This is a genomic window from Microcystis wesenbergii NRERC-220, assembly GCF_032027425.1.
In the GTDB taxonomy this organism is placed as follows: Bacteria; Cyanobacteriota; Cyanobacteriia; order Cyanobacteriales; family Microcystaceae; genus Microcystis; species Microcystis wesenbergii_A.
Window position 1 is genome coordinate 2,641,402 of the sequence record NZ_JAVSJA010000001.1, and the last position, 20,018, is coordinate 2,661,419.

A 20,018-nucleotide genomic window follows, 5' to 3' on the forward strand; every position below is an offset into this window, starting at 1 on the left:
TAACTGTCCTCTAGGTGGTAATTTGTCCCCAATTCACTGGTGGTAAATCGATCGCCTCTCCAATTTTACCACCAGAAACTCGTTTCATTGAGTTACTTAACCACTGAAATAAATCCCGAAAATCTAACCCATTGAGTAACACGGGGGGATTATTAGAAATCTGTTTGAGCTTCTCCATATCGGCCCCCTGAACACCTACAGAAAAAAATAAAACCCGATTTTCTGCTTCTCCTTGTTTTACCCGTTGCGCCGCCAGATTCCATTGATCCGTAGGCGCACCATCAGTAATTAAAAATATCCAGGGACGATAATATTGGATACCATAACTTTTATAAATCGCCTTACGATCTTCGATTAAATCTAAAGCCAATTCAATCGCTTCTCCCATGGGGGTTAAGTCTCCTGCGGTTAAAGTCGGTGGCGTAAATTGGTCAATCCCGACAAAATCTTGCACGGTTTTAACCCCTCCATTACCAAAGGTGACAATGGCGGTTTCTACACTCAACGTCGCTTGGGTATCCCGCATCACATCCTGCTGAAAGGTTTTGATACCATGATTGAGAGCCTTAATCGGTTCCCCTGACATTGAACCAGAGGTATCCAGTAGTAATACCACAGGACAGCGATTTTCCTGATTTTCGACAAATTCAGCCACACCAATCGGCATTTTTTGCAAGCCTCCTAATTTTTTGAACTGGGGGAACTATGGGTATCTTAGGAATTGGGATTATCTACTTTTTGTCCTATTATATTATCTCTGCCAGTCCCATCAGAAAAGACATCTTTCCCTTAAGCTGAACGCAGGATTTGAGGCTCTTCTCGACTTTGTGTGATAATTTGCGCTTATAGAATAGTGAAATGCTTATTGAGCAAGACTTCTAGGACTATTTTGCAGAAGAAACTCTCAGTATAGACCTCGTTCCCACACGGAAACGAGAAGAACCGGATTTGATTTTTGACTATTAGTCGCAGGGTTTGTTGCAATTCCTCGCGACTGTGAATTTCCTCCAGACGGTGAACGGGAACACCTTGATCGAAGAGAATTAAAGTAGGCAGACTACGCAGACGAAAACTATTAGCTAATTTAAAATTATTATCGGCATTGACACCGACTAATTGAATCGCACCTTGACAGTCATTTTGCCAAGACAAGAGGGTGGGTTGGATTAAACGACATAAACCACACCAGGGAGCCCAAAAATACACGAGGACGGGACGAGAAGACTCTAAAACTAGCTTGGGGAAGCTCTCTTCGTTGACAGATAGCATCATGTCTAAACCGATTTTATGAAAACTTAATTTTGATATAGAAACCATCTTACACCAATCGGGATCAACAGGAAAGGGGTTGGGAGCCAAATCACCAATAAATTTTACTTGTTGCTTGCATTAGCCAAGGATGCGCCCACCAGAGGAGTAAAATAAACCCTGTTACTCCTAGATAGGCAGGACGAAGGAATTCTTGCCATTTTAGGCTTTGCCGACCATCGATAATCGCTAAAAAGGGAACCACTGAGGTGCGTTCTTTGACCTTTAAAAATGCCTCTCCGTAACGGTTCTCTAACCGGCGATCGCCATGCCAGACAGCAAAAAGATGATGGGCAATTAAACCGAGGGAAGTTAATAGGGTAAAGCTTGTCCCTAACCAGAGGGTATGGGCAATACACCAGATCACCTGTCCTACCATCTGGGGATGACGGGTAACGCGCAGGATGCCGGTTTCGTAGAGATGAACCTGGGGTTTTTGGATAGCGGCGATCTCCAGCAGGTTAAAGGTGGCAGGATAGAGAAAGAAAAAAGAAATGGCCGAAAGTATCCAAACTAGGGTTTTAACTCCGGTTACTCCCTGCACTTGCCAGAGAAGCAAACCATCATAACGATGATTGAAGAAATAAACTACTAAAATTACCGCTAGAGGGATACTAACAAGGGCAAATAATACCCGATACAGTCGCGCACCGATGATAGCTTCTCCCCCCATTCGTAAACTGGCTAATCCGCTATGGGCGACAGCAAAACCCAGTAATAAACCTAACATGATCCAATGACTAGCAAATGCCACTTTTACCCTCTTGATTGACTAAAACCTTTCATAGTAACCGTTGGGGGGGTTGGGTTTTCTGCCTCAACCCAACCCATCTATCATATTACCCCCAACTCTGCCTGCTTCATCATTGACACTCCCGTCGCACTCATGCGAGGGATTCTTGGTTCCGCTGAGTTTCCTTAATCTGGCAGGACGTATCCAGCATTCGTCAGAGGGAATCTCCCCCCCGGGCGTCAAACGGCTTAATCTTTTTTCCGCCTTGCGATAGTATTGCGGTATCTCTACTGTTTCCCCATCACTGTTAGCGTAGAAAACTTTTAAACCTACATCCAATCCCACACATTTCTTTGTTGGTTCTAGAGGTTTTGCGTATTCCCGAATATCAACACTTAGACAGAATTGGACATAGTAACCATCCGCTCGTTTAACAATCCTAACTCGTTTAATTTGGTCTATAGGGTAAAAGTTCAGGTCTCTAGTTCCTTTCAGTTTAACCGTCCCAATATTTTTCTTATCCGTGAAAGTTATTTTCTTTCTCTCCTCTGATAATTTCCATCCAGAGTTTTTAGATTCCACAGAACGATTATTTTTCTGAAACTTGGGATAACCTTTTTTACCTTTAACCTTTTTCTTGCAATTGTCATAGAAACGGGCAATAGCTGACCAGGCCCGTTCGGCCGATGCTTGTCTAGCCCTAGAATTTAGAGTATCGACAAACTTGAACTGTTTGGCGAGAACTGCACAATATTTATTGAGAGAATATTTATCAATTTTGTCTTCTCTCTTGGCATCCATCCAAAGCCTTAAAGCCTTATTACGGATGAATTGTACTGTACGAATAGCTTCATCAATGGCAGAACACTGACTAGGCTTAAGCACGGCTTTCATTTCTAAGACAATCATTGTTTATCGACCTCAAACAATTTATTTTGTATTAAACTATACAGCACAGATTGTCAAGATTTTAGTTGACACTGAGCCTTGTCGAAGTGTCGTGCTTCGTGTCACTGAGCTTTTACATTGAGCCTTGACATTGAGCCTTGACATTGAGCCTTGACATTGAGCCTTGACATTGAGCCTGTCGAAATGTGTCGAAATGTGTCGAAATGTATCGAAATGTGTTGAAATGTGTTGAAATGTGTCGAAATGTGGACACTGAGCTTTTACATTGAGCGTGTCGAAATGTGTCGAAGTGCTGTGTTATATTGGTCGGGGTTTCATCCCGTCGCTAAAATCGAGGGTCTTCACCCCGACATTTGAGATAAAATATCAATATAGAACCCAGAGGTCAGAGATCTATGCTTAAGAACTCCCCAATCATTAGCGCATCCCCTGAGATTATGGGCGGCACTCCAGTGTTTACCGGTACTAGGGTTCCTGCTCAAACGCTACTGGACTATCTTAAGGCAGGAGAATCCATAGACGATTTCTTAGATGGATTTCCAACTGTCACCAGAGAGCAGGTCATCGCCTTACTGGAAGAGGCCGGGAAACGGGTTATTGGTATGACGGTATAGCATGAAGCTCCTGTTGGATGAGTGTATTGATCGCAAGCTTTCAAGAGAATTTCCTGGCTACGAAGTAAAAACAGTTCCGCAAATGGGATGGGCAGGAGTCAAGAACGGACAACTTCTTGCCCTTGCAGAGGCAGAGTTTGATATTTTCCTTACCGTTGATCGGAATCTCTCATTTCAACAGAATCTGCCACAGTTTGATATTGCGGTAATTGTTTTACAAGCACCCTCCAATCGTTTAGCTGATCTCAAACCTCTAGCACCTCAAGTTTTAGCTATTTTAGCTACCGTGGCTAAAGGACAAGCTACAGTGGTCAGTGCCTGAAAGTGTAGGTGAGCAATCTATTCTTGTGCCAGAAATTGTTAAACCAGGCTCTGTTTACTGGCGGGAATACATGATACCATTTGTCACAAGTAATGGCAGAGATGGTTAATTGCCCTCACCCCTAACCCCCCTTGCCCCCCCGACATCGGGGGGGCAAGGGGGGTAAGATACCTGCCAAGAATAAAGAAAAATGATATGAGCAAGGTGCGTTCCCCAAAATCGATCGGTGCAGTAGTAGTACTTGCATTAGGGAACGCACCCTAGGGCGATCACAATAGGAGGCAATGCGATCGCTATGAACCGGAGCTAAAACAAGCTACATCACGCGTAGTTTTGCCATCACTGGACGATGATCAGATACACCCAAAGGCAGTGTGATGACCTGATCAACCCTGACATTTTGGCTGACGAAAATGTGGTCAATGGGAATTTTTAGAGCTTGTTTCCAATGATCGAGATGGGATAGTGATCGCGCTTCGTCAGTATAAAACCAGGTTGGATTTAGTCCATGCCCTAGATTGACACTGCGTAATCCTGAGTTAATGATAAATTTGCGAAAATAAATCGACCAGGAGGTGAGGTTAAAGTCACCCATTATTACGGTCGTGATTGACTGCTGTGCTGCATAGTCTGCCAGGGCTACCATCGCCTGGTTACGATTGATAAAGTTAGGTATGAATATAGGGACAGGGGGATGGGCGACAACGACCCGAATCGGATGTCCTTTGACATTAACGCTGGCGAATAGGCTATGGTGGCGGGTTCCCAAGTTATCAGTCGTTGCTTCTGTAATAGGATAGCGGCTAAATAAACTCAGTCCGCCTCCCGTTGCGCGGTAATAGTAAGGATAAAGATCCTGCACATTGTCTAGTAGCTCTGCTGCCTGCTCCTTGAACGGTTCAACTAACCCGAATACATCTACGGGATTTGCCCGAACCAGGTCAGTCACGGCACTGGTCTCCCAGAGTTGGTAGTTGACGTTATAGGTCATTACAGTTAAGGGGATACCACCAGTTCTAGCATCTGACAACCTCGGAACATACCAGGTACCAATTGTGCTGGCATAAAACCCCAGTCCGACAGCTAACGTGATCATCAATTTCCGGCGCGAAGGGCGGAACCTGGGTAAAAACAGAGCCAACAGCAAGATCAAAGTCAAGCCCGCAAACCAAAGATAGCCTGTCCCCAAAATCTCAAAAAACCACAGCTTGTACCATACTCCAGGGGTGAAGCTGATTAGCAACAGGGTAAGTGCGATCGACCACAGCAAAATACTGGTCAGCATAACATCTATTGAAAATCCAATGGCTTTGTCACTGGGGACTAACTAGATATTATAGGTCAACTTTCCACACATCACCCCCAATACACATTTTAAAAAAAATCTTTCTGTATATTACTCTCAAATAGAGCGATCGCAAGAAACTTTCCCAATAACACGACAATAAGTCACCCCTTGTGCAACTATATTTTTAGTCTTGATTTACAAGGCTTTCAGAAATTATACCATTTTTCATCAGTAGGGTTTGCGGCAAAAAGTTTTTCGTGGGGGCAAGGGGGGGTAAGATACCTGCCAAGAATAAAGAAAAATGGTATTAGCAGAGATAAAGTATCCTCTGGAACCCTGATTCTGTCGTTTTTAGTTGCAGATCGCGTTAAGTCTGTTATGCCGATTGGGGCATTCTTTTATGAACCCTCCACCACTACCAGAGCAGCGTACTGCTACGCCGTGCCTTCGGCATCGCATTAATGCAACAAGTAGATGATCTATCCCCAATTAGCTGCTAATCTGACAGAGGATATTAGATTATCTGGACTTACACCCTCAATGAATGAGCAAGGTGCGTTCCCAACAATCTATCGGTGCAGTAGTAGGACTGACCTTAGGGAACGCACCCTAGGGCCATGGCGAGCGCACTGAAACAATCCACTACGAGAGCAGCAACTATTGTAGGTTGGGTTGACGCTAGGAAACCCAACCAAGAGTAACCTTTGGGGTGGTTGGGTTTCGCTTAAACAAGCGACTTGAGCTATTTTCGACCCAGTATTGTTGCGCTCAACCCAACCTACGAGGCTCACCTGGAAAGACTAGGCTCAACCGCCTTCAAGTAATCCTGAAAAATTTGGCGCGCGACCTTATGATCACCTTCTGGAGTCATGTCGCATAACCACCAGATGGGACTACTTTGATAACATCTCGGTTGATCTGTTGCAATTAATCGACCAAGGTGTTCGCAATTCCAGCCAGTCAAAGTGTACTCCCAGTCTGCAAAAACATGGAAAGCGTGTTTGAGTCGCTTAACTGTTTGAGCCGGCTTAAAAGCGATGTGGTCAATGTCAATTACAAGCTTTGCTTCTCTCTTTTCAAATGGACATAATCCACGACCTGTATCGAAGATGTGCAGATCTGACAAACCGATCCCATAATGCCAAAACGGATCGAATGGATTTTGCCAGTTGAGTAATCGCCCATATCGCTCACTTGAGGGATTAGCTAGGTAATCGATTTCTTCTATTGTCTTCTCAATCTGGTTCCGAGATAACGGCATAGATAAAAGGGAAATGGAACTTGTCAATTGGATGTGTTAGTTTTCAATGTTTGTTGCTGATCCAAACCTAACACTTTTGCAAAATGATATCACTATAGCAATAATCATACTCGTGAGGGACAGAAGTTATCACTTTGAGGTAACAGGGAAGTGGGGGAATGGGGGAATGGGGAAATAGGGGAATAGGGAAGTGGGGGAATGGGGACATGGGGAAATTCAACTAAAACCCTAAAACCCAATAGCCAACCGCCAAAACCTAAAGCTCAACAGTTAAACCCTAACAGCTAACGCACCGATCGAGCGATCAATTATCATAGAGACAGTAACAAATATTTATGAAACTTCATGCTTATTAATCGCCTTGGCATCGATCGCGGGAAAAAATTCCTTAAAGAGAGTATCTTGTTCGGAAATGACCCTAATCCCGAATTAATTGGCATTTTAGGGGTTTATTTTGTGCAGGGCATTCTCGGACTCTCCCGATTAGCGGTTAGCTTCTTTTTAAAGGACGATTTGGCCTTAAGTCCCTCCCAGATGGGGGCATTAATCGGAGTGGCGGCGATTCCTTGGGTGATTAAACCAGCTTTTGGCTTTCTTTCGGATGGTTTGCCTATTTTCGGCTATCGTCGTCGGCCCTACCTAATTTTATCGGGAATTCTCGGGGTTTTAGCTTGGTTGGCCCTAGCCACTGTGGTGGAGAATGCTTGGCAAGCTACGGCTGCGATCCTGCTTGGTTCCCTTTCTGTCACCATTAGTGATGTCATCGTCGATTCTTTGGTAGTAGAAAGAGCGCGCAAAGAGTCCTTCACTCAATCCGGTTCTCTACAGTCCTTAACTTGGGGAATATCGGCCCTAGGCGGCTTAATTACGGCTTATCTCGGTGGTTGGTTACTGGCACACCTCGGTACTCGTCCTGTCTTCGCTCTCACGGCTATTTTTCCCCTGATTGCCTCAGCCATGGCGTTTTTAATCACAGAGGAAAAAGTCAAGAATAATGATGATACACAATCCACGCCCAAAGTCAAGGAGCAAATCGGGCAATTATGGTCAGCAATTAGACAAAAATCAATTTTATTACCCACTGCCTTTATTTTTCTCTGGCAGGCTACCCCTAGCGCCGATTCTGCCTTTTTTTACTTCACCACCAACGAGTTAGGATTTGAACCGGAATTTTTAGGACGAGTGCGCTTAGTCACCAGTTTAGCCTCGATCCTGGGCATCTGGGTATATCAACGGTTTTTAAAAGCGATTTCCTTTCGTTTAATTTTGGGTTGGAGTACGGTGATTTCTGCGCTTTTAGGGATGACTACCCTACTCTTAGTTACCCATACTAATCGAGCGCTCGGTATTGACGATCATTGGTTTAGTTTGGGGGATAGTCTCATCCTCACCGTCATGGGACAAATTGCCTTTTTACCCGTCTTAATTTTATCGGCCCGTCTTTGTCCCGTGGGCATTGAAGCATCTCTATTCGCTTTATTAATGTCTATCTGGAATATGTCAGGATTAGTTTCCCAAGAAATCGGCGCTTTATTAACCCATTGGTTGGGAGTCACCGAAACCAATTTTGATAACCTTTGGTTATTGGTAGTGATTACTAATCTCTCTACTCTCCTACCTTTACCCCTAATTAAATGGCTACCTTCTACGGATCCGCAATCTCAGGAAGTCAAGAAAACTTTTCCCCCCGCAGAAGTCTTTGAACATCATGTTACCGGTTCTTTAGCTGAACCAGGTTTTATTCCTGAACTTGTCCCCGAATTAATCGACACAAGAGATTGACAGTCCAGAAAACGGGTTTCTTTGAGAGAAAACGGGTTTCTTTGAGAAACCCGTTTTCTGCCATCTTCATCTTGCTCAATTGAGAACAGTTTTTAACTTTTCCAAGACAGAATTGTTTAACGTAATTTTTCCCATTCTTCTCTACTAATATTTGCTTGTTGTAAAATTTTAGCCAGCAAGCTTTTACTTATATCTCCTTGGTGTGGATTAGGAATCCAGATTTTTAATTTTCCCTGCACCATATATTGATGATTTCCTCCTACCAGAGGACCAGAAAATCCCAGCTTTCTCAACTGGCGAATTAACTCTTTCCTTTTGATGGGGGCAAAAGGTGGCATCAGGCGATTTTTTCTTGAGGGGTTAGATTGATACCGTCAATAATCGGTAACTGATGCTGTAAGCGTAATCCTAAAATAACCCAGCCTTCTAAAACTTCCTGTAACTGTTCCTTAGTAGCTTCGAGAGTTGTTTCATTAGCATATACTCCCTCAAATCCCGGAATTTCTCCATAAAAAGTACCGTCTTCTAGAACTTCATAAGTTGCCAGTTCCATTGCTTGTTTTAGATATTTTGTTAGCATCATTGACAGGAATAAAGCTCAGTGATTGTCTCGAAGATTCTCTATTGGATGATCAGTTGTTTTGAACCTGGCGATAATTTTGCCCTGTTTCTCCAGAAAACGGGTTTCTCAAAGAAACCCGTTTTCTAGGTTTTCTAGCTGCTGTCTTCGTCTTTGACGATTTTCCGCTTCTAAGCGACTAATCGCTTCTTCTAATTGTAATCCAACTAATTCCATCTCTTGACAATTGCGGTGTGCTTTTGCCAAAGTTTGCTTAAGTTGATCAGAATCCTGGGGAAGCTGAGGAACAAAATCCATATTTAACTCCATTCAAGTTTAATTTCTTCGACACTACGCATCAAGGCAGGAATCCGCACTTGGGTTGTCTTAATGACTTCTTCTATAAATCTTAGCAAGTCAGGAGAAATCATCGGTTGAGATTGAGCGGCACGAATTTCTAAGTTTGATAGCTGAGAAAACCGAGATTCTGCTTGGAGGGCAATTTCTGTGGGTTGCTCTAAACTGTCTAGGGTTTCTGCTGTTTCACCACAACGGTTTAAGATGGCAAATTCTACAGCTTTAGATTCGTCAACAATGTCTAATAGCCTATTTTTCAGATTGATGATCAGTTGTTTTGACTCTGGCGATAATTTTGCCATTTTTCTCAGCTTACCATACTGGCCAATCTACTGATTCCAGTCTAGCGCGAGTTAGCAATCCCTAGCGATCGCATCTTATTCCAGAAAACGGGTTTCTCAAAGAAACCCGTTTTCTTCTCAAAGAAACCCGTTTTCTATGGCTGCCCTAATGGCGCCTAAATGCCGCTGCCGTTCCCAGTAAGCCTAGGGCCAGCAAACCTAAGCCAGAACTTGATTCAGGAACAGGAACAGTCTGGGCAAAGCGAACTTCAGAGAGACCAATAGGCCCTGGTGCTGTCCAACCAACGAACCAATTGTTTGCTACATCAATTCTAGCATATTGGGCTTGAATTAAAGGAAAGGAAAAAAGTGTGGCTGGTATGTTAGTTGCCGTACCTTCAGGTAGTGTTAGGGTTCCTGATACATAAACTGGACTGCTAAAGTCGGAGTTATTGGAGAGAATTAGTGTGAAATCCTTGATTCCGCGATCAGTAGCTGTGGTATTAAAAGCGTTGTAATTCCACAAAGCCAAGGTATCTAAGAACACAGAACTGCCAAAATCAAAATCAAGATTGACATCAGCAGGAGTCGTCCCGATTTCTAAACGTACTCCCCAGAAATTAGACAAATCGCTACCTGCGACGTGCTGTTGCTGCAAAGCGTTTCCAGGTCCAGTCAACCCATTGCCGTTGGCAGTGTTGACTAAGGCTCCAACGGTGAGAGTAGCAGTGCCTGCATTAAGCGTTAAGGTTGGAGTCGGATTGTAGATGATCGGCAGCGCTTGGACGGGGAGGATAGTCAGTCCAGCGATCGCGCTAACTGTGCCAGCGAAGACAACACCAGCCAGAGAGAGAGATTTGAAGTTAGTTGTAAAATTCATGGGCAATTTTGGGCAAATTCCACCAGCATTCTACCCCCCCCCCGATTTTGTCAAATATCGCTTTTTTATCGATTGCATAGATGTATAGAGTTTTATCTCCAGAAAACGGGTTTCTCAAAGAAACCCGTTTTATCAGTGCGATCGCTTGGGGAAGATCGGGTTTAGGATATTTGTAATGTTTGATACAAATCTCTCGATCATCTGTTCTTAAGATTAAGGCTGGTGTTGCTAATTGATCGGAAAAGAGGCCGGCGCAAGCAGATAAAAACCGCAGAGAAGCTTGTGCCGTGGGATCAAAATTATTAAGCGGAGAATAGCCTCTGACCGGAATTCAACATCAAAGTTAGTAGGAAACTTGTCATCGCCTAAGTAAAGTAACCCTTTATCCACGACACAACACAATAGGAAAAATACTTATGAGTTATGGAACCCGTGTTCAAGCTATCTCTCAAGTCACAGACCGTAAACCCCTACCGAGCAAAATTCCTCAACGTTTAGAGGCTCTGTGGGCAACCGATGTCTTTACCCTGAGCAAAATGCAGGCCAGTCTTCCGAAAGACGTATTCAAATCGGTCAAAAACACGATTTTAACCGGGGGAAAATTAGACGTTTCCATCGCCAGTACGGTAGCGGCAGCGATGAAGGATTGGGCCACGTCCAAAGGGGCGCTGTACTATGCCCACGTCTTCTATCCGATGACCAACGCCACCGCCGAAAAACACGATGGTTTTATCTCCGTGCAGAGCGACGGTTCGGTGATCACGGAATTTACGGGCAAAGTCTTAGTACAGGGAGAACCGGACGGGTCTTCCTTTCCTAACGGCGGCCTTCGCTCCACCTTTGAAGCGCGGGGTTACACCGCTTGGGATGTCACCAGTCCCGCCTACGTCATGGAGACGGATAATGGTGTCACCCTGTGTATCCCCACGGTTTTCATCTCTTGGACAGGAGAGGCCCTCGACAAAAAAACGCCGCTTTTACGCTCGATTTCATCGATGAGTAAAGCCGCCACCAGGGTGCTGAAGCTCTTAGGACATACGGAGGTCGCCCCCGTTAACTCCAGCTGCGGTGCTGAACAGGAATATTTCCTAGTCGATGCTCATTTTGCCCATAGTCGCCCCGATTTACTGCTCACCGGTCGCACCCTATTTGGTAAACCCGCCGCTAAGGGTCAACAGTTCGACGATCATTATTTTGGCGCGATTCCCGAACGGGTTCAGGTGTTTATGCAGGAAGTGGAGGAAAGAATGTATCGCCTCGGCATTCCGGCCAAAACCCGCCATAACGAAGTCGCCCCCGGACAGTTCGAGATTGCGCCCTTTTTCGAGGCTGCTAACGTGGCCAGTGACCATCAGCAGTTAATTATGACTTTGCTGAAAAGTACGGCTAAAAAACACGGTTTTGTTTGCCTACTGCATGAAAAACCCTTTGCGGGAATTAATGGTTCGGGAAAACACGTTAACTGGTCCGTCGGCAACGCTACCCAGGGTAATCTGTTGGATCCGGGCGATACTCCCCACGCTAATATGCAGTTTTTGTTATTCTGTGGGGCGGTGATTCGTGGCGTTCACAAGTACGGGCCGCTTTTACGCGCAGTGGTGGCTACCGCCAGCAATGATCACCGTTTGGGGGCAAATGAAGCTCCTCCCGCCATTATTTCGGTATATTTGGGCAGCCAGTTAGAAAAGGTATTCGACCAAATTAGCCAAGGCCGAATTGAGGGTTCTGATGCTCCGGGGTTGATGGATCTCGGTGTCGATACCCTGCCGGTATTCCCCAAGGATCCTGGCGATCGCAATCGTACCTCTCCTTTTGCTTTTACGGGCAATCGCTTTGAATTCCGCGCCGTGGGTTCTAATCAGTCAGTTTCTGGGCCGCTGGTGGCGATGAACACGATTCTAGCGGATTCCCTGACTTGGGTGGCGGATAACTTAGAAAGCCGGATGAAAGCCGGGGAAGACCTCAATACTGCCGCCCAGGGTGTTCTCAAGGAGATCATGGACAAACACAGAAATGTGATCTTCGGAGGTAACGGATATTCCCCGGAATGGCACAAAATGGCGGTAGAAGAGCGCGGTTTAGCGAATCTCCGCACCACTGCCGATGCTTTACCCGTGCTGAAAGCCGATTATATTGAAGAACTGTTTACCCGCATGGGTGTGTTTACCCCCGTTGAACTGGAAAGTCGTTTTGATGTCTATGCGGAACAGTATTTGCTGGCCATCGAAGTGGAGGCGGAACTGGTGGTAAGTATGGCTAAAACGATTATTTATCCCGCTGCTGTTCGCTACTTGTCGGAATTGTCTTTGGCGATCTCTAATGCGGCGGCGATCGGCATCGAGATCAATAAGGAAAACGCCCAAACCCTCTCGAATCTGATTAAGTTAATGATGGATAGCGTTGGCAAACTGAGTGAGGCCATGGCTAAAGACGATTTTGACTCGATCGAGGAACATATGCAGTATTCTGCTCAAACAATCCGTCCCTTGATGGATAAGGTGCGCGAATATGCCGACACACTGGAAGGGGAAGTGGCCGACAATTTCTGGCCGCTGCCTACCTATCAAGAAATGTTGTTTGTTAAATAACATGACGACAAGGAGGGGGTGAATAAGCTGAAAAAATGATTAGTCACCCCCTTCTTTTTAGCTGTTATCGAAACAACCCTGGGTGCATCTCATTTTTGCCCTCTCAAAAATTAATTATGCAAGAACTCTATAGTAGGGTTGATTCATGAATCAACCCTACCCAAACCCTAGAGCGCATTAGTTTTTCGGTGGGATGCTTACAGGCAGCTGCTGATATATCTGTAATAATTTAAGGGTCACTGATAATTGCTGATTGTCGGTATTTCTGCAAATGTGAGATGCACCCAACAACCCTTGTCTAAAACCTCGCCTTCTAGTCAGATTCTTCCCTCCTGCCTCCTGCCTTCGTTAGCTCTGGTAGTTTTAAGTTATGTTAAGAAAAGTAAATATAAATCTAAAACTACTATGGTACTAACTCCGACAATTGGCGAAAAATCCTATAATCGTCAGGATTGGCAAAAAGGCTATCAATCCCAACCTAACGAGTATGATTACGAGGTAGAAGACATCGAGGGGCAAATTCCCCCCGATTTACAGGGTACAGTCTTTAAAAACGGCCCCGGTTTACTCGATATCGCTGGCACGGCGATCGCTCATCCCTTCGATGGGGATGGTATGATCAGCGCGATTAGCTTCAACCATGGGCGCGTACATTATCGTAATCGTTTTGTTAAAACTGAGGGTTATCTCCAGGAACAGAAAGCGGGAAAACCCCTTTATCGCGGTGTTTTCGGCACGAAAAAACCGGGGGGAATTTTCGGCAATGCTTTTGATTTGCGTCTGAAAAATATTGCTAATACTAATGTTATCTACTGGGGTGATAAATTACTGGCACTTTGGGAAGCGGCCGAACCCCATCGCCTCGATGCTAAAACCCTTGATACTATTGGTTTAGACTATCTCGATGGTATCTTAGAAAAAGGCGATTCTTTTGCCGCTCATCCTCGCATCGATCCCGCTTGTATTTTCGATAATCATCAACCTTGTCTGGTAAATTTTGCCATTAAAACGGGTTTGTCTAGTTCAATTACTCTCTACGAAATTAGTCCCACGGGTAAGTTATTACGTCGTCATACCCACAGTATACCGGGCTTTTGTTTTATCCACGATTTTGTTATTACTCCCCACTACGCTATCTTTTTCCAAAACCCGGTTGGTTATAATCCTTTTCCCTTTCTTTTTGGGTTAAAAGGTGCGGGAGAATGCCTGATCAATCAACCGGACAAGTTAACTAAGATTATTATTATCTCCCGGGATCCTAACAAAAGAGAAGTGAAAGTTTTAGAAACTCCATCAGGTTTTGTCTTCCATCATAGCAATGCTTTTGAACAACTTGCCCCGAGCTACGTCGAAGGGGGGGAGAAAATTTATATTGATTCTATTTGTTATCAATCCTTACCACAACTGGATTCAAATAGCAGTTTTCAAGCGGTAGATTTTGATAGTTTAGCTCCCGGACATCTGTGGCGATTTACACTAAATTTATCAGAAAATACCGTTACAAGAGAATGTATTCTAGAGCATTGTTGTGAATTTCCCAGCATCAATCCGGCAAAAGTTGGTCGAGATTACCGTTATTTATACATCGCTGCCGCTCATCATGCCACCGGTAATGCTCCTTTGCAAGCAATCTTAAAACTGGACCTATTAACGGGAGAAAAACAATTACATTCTTTTGCTCCCCGGGGATTTGCGGGTGAGCCAGTTTTTGTGCCTAAACCCGATGGAATCGCTGAAGATGATGGTTGGTTATTGGTTGTCACTTACGATGCGGCTAGTCATCGATCGAATGGGGTAATCTTAGATGCTAAAGATATCACTAATTCCCTAGGGGTTATCCATCTTAAACATCATATTCCCTACGGGTTACACGGTAGTTGGACCAGACAATGTTTTTAAGTTAATTCCCTAGGGGTGGGTTTTCAATCCACCCTGACTAAACTTTACTCTTGAGAGCCTTCGACGCATTTTAAGCGCCTATCCTTAAATTAGCTGAATCTCCCCCCCTTGCCCCCCCGACATCGGGGGGGTTGGGGGGGCAAGGGGGGGGGTGTTGCCTATTGCCTATTGCCTCTTGCCTCATCTCAACAAGTAATTTAATGCTTAACAGCTTATTCTTCTTGTAGTAGCCAAAAACCAGCGAAGGATTCCGATTCAGGGTTAGATTGAATGGCTAAAAAATGCAGATTATTGGCTTTTTGTTTAGCTTCTTCAAAGTTTTTAGCTTCGTTTAAAGTCTCGGCATTAGTGACATTGACGAGAATCCAGCTATCACTAGCACCCGTTTCTAAACGTAGCAGAGGACGAGAACCAGTTTCTAACTTTAAATAGGCCATTTCTAACCCTGACATCCAACCAGCTAGGGGTAAAGCGCGGGGGGAAAAAATAACTAAACCGGGGATTTTTAGATTCTCATCTAATCTCATCCCTAGTATAGGCAAATTTTCTCCGAAGCTAATATCCCAATCTTTTAAATCATTAAAAGAAGACAATTCTAGCGTAACAAAAGCCCATTTATCTGCCTTATCTCCCCGGACAGCATCGGGAAGGGGAACAGCATTTAAAGGAGGATAATTCACGGAAGCGGTTTTAGTTAAATTTTGATCATAACCAACTTCTTGAGGGTAGAAATTAACCATTCTTTCTTCTATCCATCTAGTGAGAGCATGAGTGCGACGACTAGGGGAAGCGGGAATACCGATATCCTCGCAAGCTTTGCTAATCATGTTATTCATCTGACGACGGAAAAAGCGAATTTTTTTGGGAGTTACCCCCGCTGCCTTGATAGCTGCAGTAATTGCTTCCCCTAACCATTGGGAATTAACCATCGTATTAGGACAATAACTGGCATATTTAAATAGTGTATCGGAGGAGCGATCGATTGTTGCCGGAGTTTCACAGATTAATAATTCCCATCTTTTTTTATTATTTTCATCCACCACCGGCCGCGAATAAAAATCAAGTTCCCAAATAGTCATATTTTTTTCAGTTATCAGTTATCAGTTATCAGTTATCAGTTATCAGATTTGAGTTTTCAGTGAACAATAAGTACCTAAGCAAAATTAATTACACATATCTAACCCCCCCTTGCCTCTTGCCTTTTGCCTTTTGCCTTTCTTCACTAGGAAATTTATTTTGCACGACTACTTATTAAGTGGCAAGTTCCGAGATTTCTTTTCACTGATTACTGTTTACTGTTTACTGCTCACTGAAAAATCCCCTATTCCCGACAACAGTACGAACGCGGTAGATAGGACGTTTTTGGGATTCATGGTAAGTCCGCATCAAAATTTCTGCCAAAAGACCAAAACAGAGTAATTGTACCCCGGTTAAAAAGAATAACACGGCCAGGATTAACAAAGGTCGATCGCCGATGTCTTGTCCGAAACCGAGTTTGAGAATAGTCAGATAAGTGCCTAAAATAATCCCCACTACCATGGATAACAGTCCGTAGAGTCCAAAAATGTGCATCGGACGGGTGAGGAACTTTTTCATAAAAAAGACAGTAAATAAGTCCATAATCACGCGAATTGTGCGACCTAAACCATATTTACTCTGTCCGAACCGTCTAGCGTGGTGATTAACGGGAATTTCGGTTATTTTTGCCCCTTCAATAAAAGCCAATGCGGGTAAAAAGCGATGTAATTCCCCGTAAAGATTCATATCGGCCACTAATTCGGCTCGATAGGCTTTCAAAGAACAACCGTAGTCGTGTAATTTGACCCCTGTTACCTTTGCTATTAGCCAATTAGCTATTTTTGAGGGTAAAAGCCGTTTTACCCGGTCATCTTGGCGATTTTTGCGCCAGCCACTCACGAGGTCATAACCTTCCTCTAATTTGGCCAATAATAGGGGTATATCATTGGGATCGTTCTGCAAATCGCCGTCAAGGGTAACGATGACCTGTCCCGCGGCATAATTAAATCCGGCAGCCATGGCGGGGGTTTGTCCGTAGTTGCGTCGCAATATTACCGCCTTGAGATCATCGCGATTTTTGGCTAAATTAGTTAAAACCTCGGTGGAACCGTCCTTAGAACCGTCGTCAACACAGATAATCTCGTAGTTAATTTGATAAGAACGCAAAATCGTGGCGATACTCTCCACGAGATGGGGGATACTGTCCACTTCGTTATAAATGGGAACCACTACCGATAAAGTCTGGATAGCAGCCTGCGGGTTTGGTTCATTGACACTGATGGACGGTGTAATCGGGGACATAGTTGACTGACGCGGGGACGTTTTGGGGCGATTGTATCACAATTCAGTGATCAGTTATCAGTTATCAGTTATCAGATGTGAGTTGTCAGTTCACTGATTACTGTTCACTGCTCCCTGCTCCCTGTTCCCCTTTCTCTGCTTGCTTTTTGGCTAAAATTGCCTGACGAAAACCTAGGACGACGAGAATATTGGAGAGGGTGAGGAAAAGTTCGGCGCTGCCGTGTAACCAATCGACGTTAGCTAATTCTTGACCATAGTGGATTTTGGCGTAGATACCGGCAGGAATGGTGATAAAAACGAAGATTAACAGCACATAAAAGCCAATTAGGGCTAAAAGTGGCATTTTTCCCGAACGAGTGATCAACCAGAGAAACCCCAGATAGGGAAACAGGGAAATGGCAAATAAACTCTCTTTATTCATTGTTAACGCTGATTTTACTGGAACGCCACAGCCACCAACCGGCAGCACAGAGGGTAAAATTTCCTAAGACAGTCATGGCTGCCTGTAGGGTGACTAACCAGGATAAGGCACTGATATTATCAAAAAAATGCCATGTACAGGCACACATTGCCCCAATTAAAGCGGGTAACATTCCCCAAGATAACATTCGCCACGATCGATCGCTACTGATGTCGCTATAGGTCCAGACTAACCAGATCGCCGCTATCCATTCTACGACACTCGATACATGAACTATCCACGTCGGTATTGATAAAGCATTCATTTTTTTTACAGGAGACAGTTATCAGTTATCAGTTATCAGTTATCAGTGGGTAAGTTATCAGTTATCAGATTTGAGTTTTAAGTGAGCAGTATTAAATAGAAGTTTCCTACTGTCTTTTCACTGATTACTGTTTACTGATCACTGATCACTAAAAATACTACCCATTTCCCGAAAAATTTTCTAGCCATTGAATTACCTGTTGACCTAAACTAACATTGTTTAATCGATCGATCTCGCGAATGCCAGTGGGACTGGTGACATTAACTTCGGTGAGGTAGCCACCAATCACATCTAATCCGACAAAATATAGGCCATCTTCTCGTAATTTTGGGGCTAAAGTGGCACAGATTTCTAATTCTCGATCTGTGATTTCTGTTTTTGCCACCCGTCCACCCACCGCCATATTACCGCGAAATTCCGAACCGGTGGGAATGCGATTAACTGCCCCGATGGGTTCACCATTGAGGACAATAATGCGTTTATCTCCTTCTTGGGCAGCTGGTAAATAATCTTGAATCATTACCGGTTCTTGTCCCCATTTTGTGCTAATTTCAATCATTGAATTGAGATTGCGATCTTCGGGACTAAGAAATAAAATTCCCTCCCCTGCTTTACCCCCTAAAGGTTTCATAACTGCCGCCCCTTTTTGGTTGACAAATTCCCTAATCGTTGCTTTATCTTGGGAAACAATTGTAGCGGGCATTACCTGAGCAAAGTGAATAGTATATAACTTTTCATTGGCATGGCGTAAACCCCTAGTTGAGTTAATTACTTGGGTTTTTTGGGGGTCGATCAGGTCTAATAAATAGGTGGCATAAAGATAGGCAATTGTCACGGGTGGGTCTTTTCGCATCCAGACAAAATCGAAGTTTTCTAAGCAGGTAAAAACTGTCTCTTGTCTTTGATACCATTGAGATACAGCCACCCAATGATTATCTTTTAACTCCACGGGAACCAGTTCAATTTTAGTTAGTTTTGCCCAAGCTTTTCCCGCAATCGCACTGAGATCCGTGATGGAAGTCATCCAGACTTCATGGCCTAATAATTGGGACGCTTCCATGATAGCTACACTGGTATCATGGCCCGGATCTAGATACTCGATCGGATCGATAATAAAGGCTAGTTTCATTAATAGTTTTTATCCTTAATTCTGCAACAGGGGAGCTAAACCACCACTTCTATCTAAAGCATAGATGTCATCGCAGCCCCCGATGTGTTGATCGTTTATGAAAATTTGTGGTACACTTGTACGACCATTGGCTCGATCGGACATTTTGGCTCGCGCTCCTTCATCACCATCGATACAATATTCAGTAAACTCCACTCCTTTTTTCTTGAGTAATGCTTTAGCGCGGATACAGAAAGGACAGGAACTCCAAGTATAGATCTCAACATTAGCGGCCATAAAATTTATCTTCCTTCTTTACATATCTTAAATTTTAGCCGATAAGTACCTAAGCAAAATTAATTACACATATCTAACCACCTCTTGCCTCTTGCCTCTTGCCTCTTGCCTATCTTCACTAGGAAATTAATTTTGCACGACTACTTAACCGAGCAGTGATCTTCCTTCAGGTCAGAAAACGCCAATTAGGGCGATTCCACCGATATATTCCTTGTATTTCCCATTCTTCACCGTTTTGAAAGCGAATACGGCAACTAACAGGGGGGGAATCATCTTCACTTTCATTTACTTCTATTACCTCACAGGGAAACCAGTCGCAACTATCGGCAGCGTCTGCGGGAATCCATTCCCATAATCCATTAGACACCTCGATCGTATCTCCCACCTGTAATTTTTCTCTGGTTAACCTTAATTTTTGTAAATATTCTTGCCAATGAATCGGTTTTATGCTATTCAACCAAGCCAAGCCATACTGATCGCGGATAAATTGTACCGCACCGGAAGGGCGATCGTTAAGCCAATCATTGAGGAGAGAACTTTTCCAAGCTAAATTTTCCCGTTCTTGTTTGAGGATAAATTCCAGCAAAATCTCCCTTTGCATAGATGTTAATTCGTCGAGGGGATTGCCATCAGCGAGGGAATTTCGCTCAAAAAACACCTCTAACAAAATTTCTTTTTGTTGTTGATTGAGAGGACAGGATAAAGCCTCACACTGGAGAAAAGCCGCTTTGAGAGTGGTTTCAATCTCATCTCGATCCATCAGAGTCCTAAAAAAGCTGATTTCAAAG

General features: G+C 44.0%; 21 protein-coding genes and 2 pseudogenes. 5 read left to right on the forward strand and 18 right to left on the reverse strand.

Annotation, left to right across the window (positions count from 1 at the left end; genetic code table 11):
• Positions 1-10: 10 nt before the first annotated feature.
• From RAM70_RS13050 to RAM70_RS13065, 4 genes and pseudogenes are all read right to left on the reverse strand, one after another.
• The gene (locus tag RAM70_RS13050) at positions 11-667 is read right to left on the reverse strand and encodes a vWA domain-containing protein (protein ID WP_312674085.1); all 657 of its coding nucleotides are present in this window, start codon (positions 665-667) and stop codon (positions 11-13) included.
• Positions 668-945: 278 nt separating this feature from the next.
• Positions 946-1,272 (reverse strand): annotated as a pseudogene (locus RAM70_RS13055) (thioredoxin family protein); the annotation flags it as partial.
• Between the two features lie 88 nt (positions 1,273-1,360).
• Complete coding sequence (locus RAM70_RS13060; protein WP_080754213.1) at positions 1,361-2,062, reverse strand: NnrU family protein; 702 nt, start codon at positions 2,060-2,062, stop codon at positions 1,361-1,363.
• A 219-nt stretch (positions 2,063-2,281) separates the two neighbouring features.
• A pseudogene (locus RAM70_RS13065) lies at positions 2,282-2,950 on the reverse strand (RNA-guided endonuclease InsQ/TnpB family protein); the annotation flags it as partial.
• Positions 2,951-3,345: 395 nt separating this feature from the next.
• On the opposite strand from RAM70_RS13065, the gene RAM70_RS13070 reads away from it, so the two are divergent.
• Positions 3,346-3,564 carry a DUF433 domain-containing protein gene (locus tag RAM70_RS13070; RefSeq protein ID WP_045356225.1) on the forward strand — a complete coding sequence of 73 codons (219 nt, stop codon included), beginning with the start codon at positions 3,346-3,348 and terminating at the stop codon, positions 3,562-3,564.
• A 1-nt stretch (position 3,565) separates the two neighbouring features.
• Complete coding sequence (locus RAM70_RS13075) at positions 3,566-3,886, forward strand: DUF5615 family PIN-like protein (protein ID WP_045356227.1); 321 nt, start codon at positions 3,566-3,568, stop codon at positions 3,884-3,886.
• 316 nt (positions 3,887-4,202) lie between these two features.
• Here the strand turns inward: RAM70_RS13075 and RAM70_RS13080 are convergent, their stop codons facing one another.
• Both RAM70_RS13080 and RAM70_RS13085 read right to left on the reverse strand, forming a co-directional pair.
• Positions 4,203-5,171 (reverse strand): endonuclease/exonuclease/phosphatase family protein, encoded by a 969-nt coding sequence (locus RAM70_RS13080; RefSeq protein ID WP_242017349.1) that lies wholly within the window; start codon positions 5,169-5,171, stop codon positions 4,203-4,205.
• Between the two features lie 790 nt (positions 5,172-5,961).
• A complete protein-coding gene (locus RAM70_RS13085; protein ID WP_190381175.1) occupies positions 5,962-6,435 on the reverse strand; it encodes a hypothetical protein in 474 nt (157 codons plus the stop codon).
• A gap of 345 nt (positions 6,436-6,780) precedes the next feature.
• On the opposite strand from RAM70_RS13085, the gene RAM70_RS13090 reads away from it, so the two are divergent.
• Complete coding sequence (locus RAM70_RS13090) at positions 6,781-8,217, forward strand: folate/biopterin family MFS transporter (protein WP_045356232.1); 1,437 nt, start codon at positions 6,781-6,783, stop codon at positions 8,215-8,217.
• A 116-nt stretch (positions 8,218-8,333) separates the two neighbouring features.
• Here the strand turns inward: RAM70_RS13090 and RAM70_RS13095 are convergent, their stop codons facing one another.
• The 5 genes from RAM70_RS13095 to RAM70_RS13115 form a co-directional block, all read right to left on the reverse strand.
• Positions 8,334-8,555, reverse strand: coding sequence for a type II toxin-antitoxin system HicA family toxin (locus RAM70_RS13095; protein WP_002732388.1), 222 nt, complete (start codon positions 8,553-8,555; stop codon positions 8,334-8,336).
• Positions 8,555-8,800, reverse strand: coding sequence for a type II toxin-antitoxin system HicB family antitoxin (locus RAM70_RS13100; protein ID WP_312674093.1), 246 nt, complete (start codon positions 8,798-8,800; stop codon positions 8,555-8,557). The genes RAM70_RS13095 and RAM70_RS13100 overlap by 1 nt, the downstream gene beginning before the upstream one ends.
• A gap of 105 nt (positions 8,801-8,905) precedes the next feature.
• Positions 8,906-9,094, reverse strand: a complete 189-nt coding sequence (locus tag RAM70_RS13105; protein ID WP_312674096.1) for a hypothetical protein — start codon at positions 9,092-9,094, stop codon at positions 8,906-8,908.
• 2 nt (positions 9,095-9,096) lie between these two features.
• Positions 9,097-9,435: a hypothetical protein gene (locus RAM70_RS13110; RefSeq protein ID WP_045356237.1), complete on the reverse strand. Its 339-nt coding sequence runs from the start codon at positions 9,433-9,435 to the stop codon at positions 9,097-9,099.
• Positions 9,436-9,580: 145 nt separating this feature from the next.
• Positions 9,581-10,294, reverse strand: a complete 714-nt coding sequence (locus tag RAM70_RS13115) for a PEP-CTERM sorting domain-containing protein (protein WP_190381174.1) — start codon at positions 10,292-10,294, stop codon at positions 9,581-9,583.
• 416 nt (positions 10,295-10,710) lie between these two features.
• Here RAM70_RS13115 and RAM70_RS13120 point away from each other — a divergent pair, with 416 nt between their 5' ends.
• The gene (locus RAM70_RS13120; protein ID WP_045356240.1) at positions 10,711-12,882 is read left to right on the forward strand and encodes a glutamine synthetase III family protein; all 2,172 of its coding nucleotides are present in this window, start codon (positions 10,711-10,713) and stop codon (positions 12,880-12,882) included.
• Positions 12,883-13,287: 405 nt separating this feature from the next.
• Complete coding sequence (locus RAM70_RS13125; protein ID WP_190381600.1) at positions 13,288-14,781, forward strand: carotenoid oxygenase family protein; 1,494 nt, start codon at positions 13,288-13,290, stop codon at positions 14,779-14,781.
• 212 nt (positions 14,782-14,993) lie between these two features.
• On the opposite strand, the gene RAM70_RS13130 is transcribed toward RAM70_RS13125, so the two are convergent.
• From RAM70_RS13130 to RAM70_RS13160, 7 genes are all read right to left on the reverse strand, one after another.
• Positions 14,994-15,860 carry a Tab2/Atab2 family RNA-binding protein gene (locus tag RAM70_RS13130; RefSeq protein WP_287998958.1) on the reverse strand — a complete coding sequence of 289 codons (867 nt, stop codon included), beginning with the start codon at positions 15,858-15,860 and terminating at the stop codon, positions 14,994-14,996.
• Between the two features lie 220 nt (positions 15,861-16,080).
• On the reverse strand, positions 16,081-17,100 hold the full coding sequence (locus RAM70_RS13135; protein ID WP_045356245.1) for a glycosyltransferase: 1,020 nt from the start codon (positions 17,098-17,100) through the stop codon (positions 16,081-16,083).
• Positions 17,101-17,197: 97 nt separating this feature from the next.
• Positions 17,198-17,521: a DUF3593 domain-containing protein gene (locus RAM70_RS13140; RefSeq protein ID WP_045356246.1), complete on the reverse strand. Its 324-nt coding sequence runs from the start codon at positions 17,519-17,521 to the stop codon at positions 17,198-17,200.
• Positions 17,514-17,825 carry a DUF2499 domain-containing protein gene (locus RAM70_RS13145; RefSeq protein WP_002741768.1) on the reverse strand — a complete coding sequence of 104 codons (312 nt, stop codon included), beginning with the start codon at positions 17,823-17,825 and terminating at the stop codon, positions 17,514-17,516. Before RAM70_RS13145 ends, RAM70_RS13140 begins: the two co-directional genes overlap by 8 nt.
• A gap of 157 nt (positions 17,826-17,982) precedes the next feature.
• A complete protein-coding gene (gene gshB, locus RAM70_RS13150; RefSeq protein ID WP_287998961.1) occupies positions 17,983-18,954 on the reverse strand; it encodes a glutathione synthase in 972 nt (323 codons plus the stop codon).
• A gap of 15 nt (positions 18,955-18,969) precedes the next feature.
• Positions 18,970-19,230: a glutaredoxin 3 gene (gene grxC, locus RAM70_RS13155; RefSeq protein ID WP_002763636.1), complete on the reverse strand. Its 261-nt coding sequence runs from the start codon at positions 19,228-19,230 to the stop codon at positions 18,970-18,972.
• A gap of 166 nt (positions 19,231-19,396) precedes the next feature.
• Positions 19,397-19,990 carry a hypothetical protein gene (locus tag RAM70_RS13160; RefSeq protein WP_045356249.1) on the reverse strand — a complete coding sequence of 198 codons (594 nt, stop codon included), beginning with the start codon at positions 19,988-19,990 and terminating at the stop codon, positions 19,397-19,399.
• Positions 19,991-20,018: the final 28 nt, after the last annotated feature.

Excerpts from the sequence above, each read along its gene's own strand:
- RAM70_RS13050 (WP_312674085.1), bottom strand. The coding sequence starts at position 667 with ATGCCGATTGGTGTGGCTGAATTTGTCGAAAATCAGGAAAATCGCTGT.
- RAM70_RS13070 (WP_045356225.1), top strand. The coding sequence starts at position 3,346 with ATGCTTAAGAACTCCCCAATCATTAGCGCATCCCCTGAGATTATGGGC.
- RAM70_RS13075 (WP_045356227.1), top strand. The coding sequence starts at position 3,566 with ATGAAGCTCCTGTTGGATGAGTGTATTGATCGCAAGCTTTCAAGAGAA.
- RAM70_RS13080 (WP_242017349.1), bottom strand. The coding sequence starts at position 5,171 with ATGCTGACCAGTATTTTGCTGTGGTCGATCGCACTTACCCTGTTGCTA.
- RAM70_RS13085 (WP_190381175.1), bottom strand. The coding sequence starts at position 6,435 with ATGCCGTTATCTCGGAACCAGATTGAGAAGACAATAGAAGAAATCGAT.
- RAM70_RS13090 (WP_045356232.1), top strand. The coding sequence starts at position 6,781 with ATGCTTATTAATCGCCTTGGCATCGATCGCGGGAAAAAATTCCTTAAA.
- RAM70_RS13095 (WP_002732388.1), bottom strand. The coding sequence starts at position 8,555 with ATGCCACCTTTTGCCCCCATCAAAAGGAAAGAGTTAATTCGCCAGTTG.
- RAM70_RS13100 (WP_312674093.1), bottom strand. The coding sequence starts at position 8,800 with ATGATGCTAACAAAATATCTAAAACAAGCAATGGAACTGGCAACTTAT.
- RAM70_RS13105 (WP_312674096.1), bottom strand. The coding sequence starts at position 9,094 with ATGGATTTTGTTCCTCAGCTTCCCCAGGATTCTGATCAACTTAAGCAA.
- RAM70_RS13110 (WP_045356237.1), bottom strand. The coding sequence starts at position 9,435 with ATGGCAAAATTATCGCCAGAGTCAAAACAACTGATCATCAATCTGAAA.
- RAM70_RS13115 (WP_190381174.1), bottom strand. The coding sequence starts at position 10,294 with ATGAATTTTACAACTAACTTCAAATCTCTCTCTCTGGCTGGTGTTGTC.
- RAM70_RS13120 (WP_045356240.1), top strand. The coding sequence starts at position 10,711 with ATGAGTTATGGAACCCGTGTTCAAGCTATCTCTCAAGTCACAGACCGT.
- RAM70_RS13125 (WP_190381600.1), top strand. The coding sequence starts at position 13,288 with ATGGTACTAACTCCGACAATTGGCGAAAAATCCTATAATCGTCAGGAT.
- RAM70_RS13130 (WP_287998958.1), bottom strand. The coding sequence starts at position 15,860 with ATGACTATTTGGGAACTTGATTTTTATTCGCGGCCGGTGGTGGATGAA.
- RAM70_RS13135 (WP_045356245.1), bottom strand. The coding sequence starts at position 17,100 with ATGTCCCCGATTACACCGTCCATCAGTGTCAATGAACCAAACCCGCAG.
- RAM70_RS13140 (WP_045356246.1), bottom strand. The coding sequence starts at position 17,521 with ATGAATAAAGAGAGTTTATTTGCCATTTCCCTGTTTCCCTATCTGGGG.
- RAM70_RS13145 (WP_002741768.1), bottom strand. The coding sequence starts at position 17,825 with ATGAATGCTTTATCAATACCGACGTGGATAGTTCATGTATCGAGTGTC.
- gshB (WP_287998961.1), bottom strand. The coding sequence starts at position 18,954 with ATGAAACTAGCCTTTATTATCGATCCGATCGAGTATCTAGATCCGGGC.
- grxC (WP_002763636.1), bottom strand. The coding sequence starts at position 19,230 with ATGGCCGCTAATGTTGAGATCTATACTTGGAGTTCCTGTCCTTTCTGT.
- RAM70_RS13160 (WP_045356249.1), bottom strand. The coding sequence starts at position 19,990 with ATGGATCGAGATGAGATTGAAACCACTCTCAAAGCGGCTTTTCTCCAG.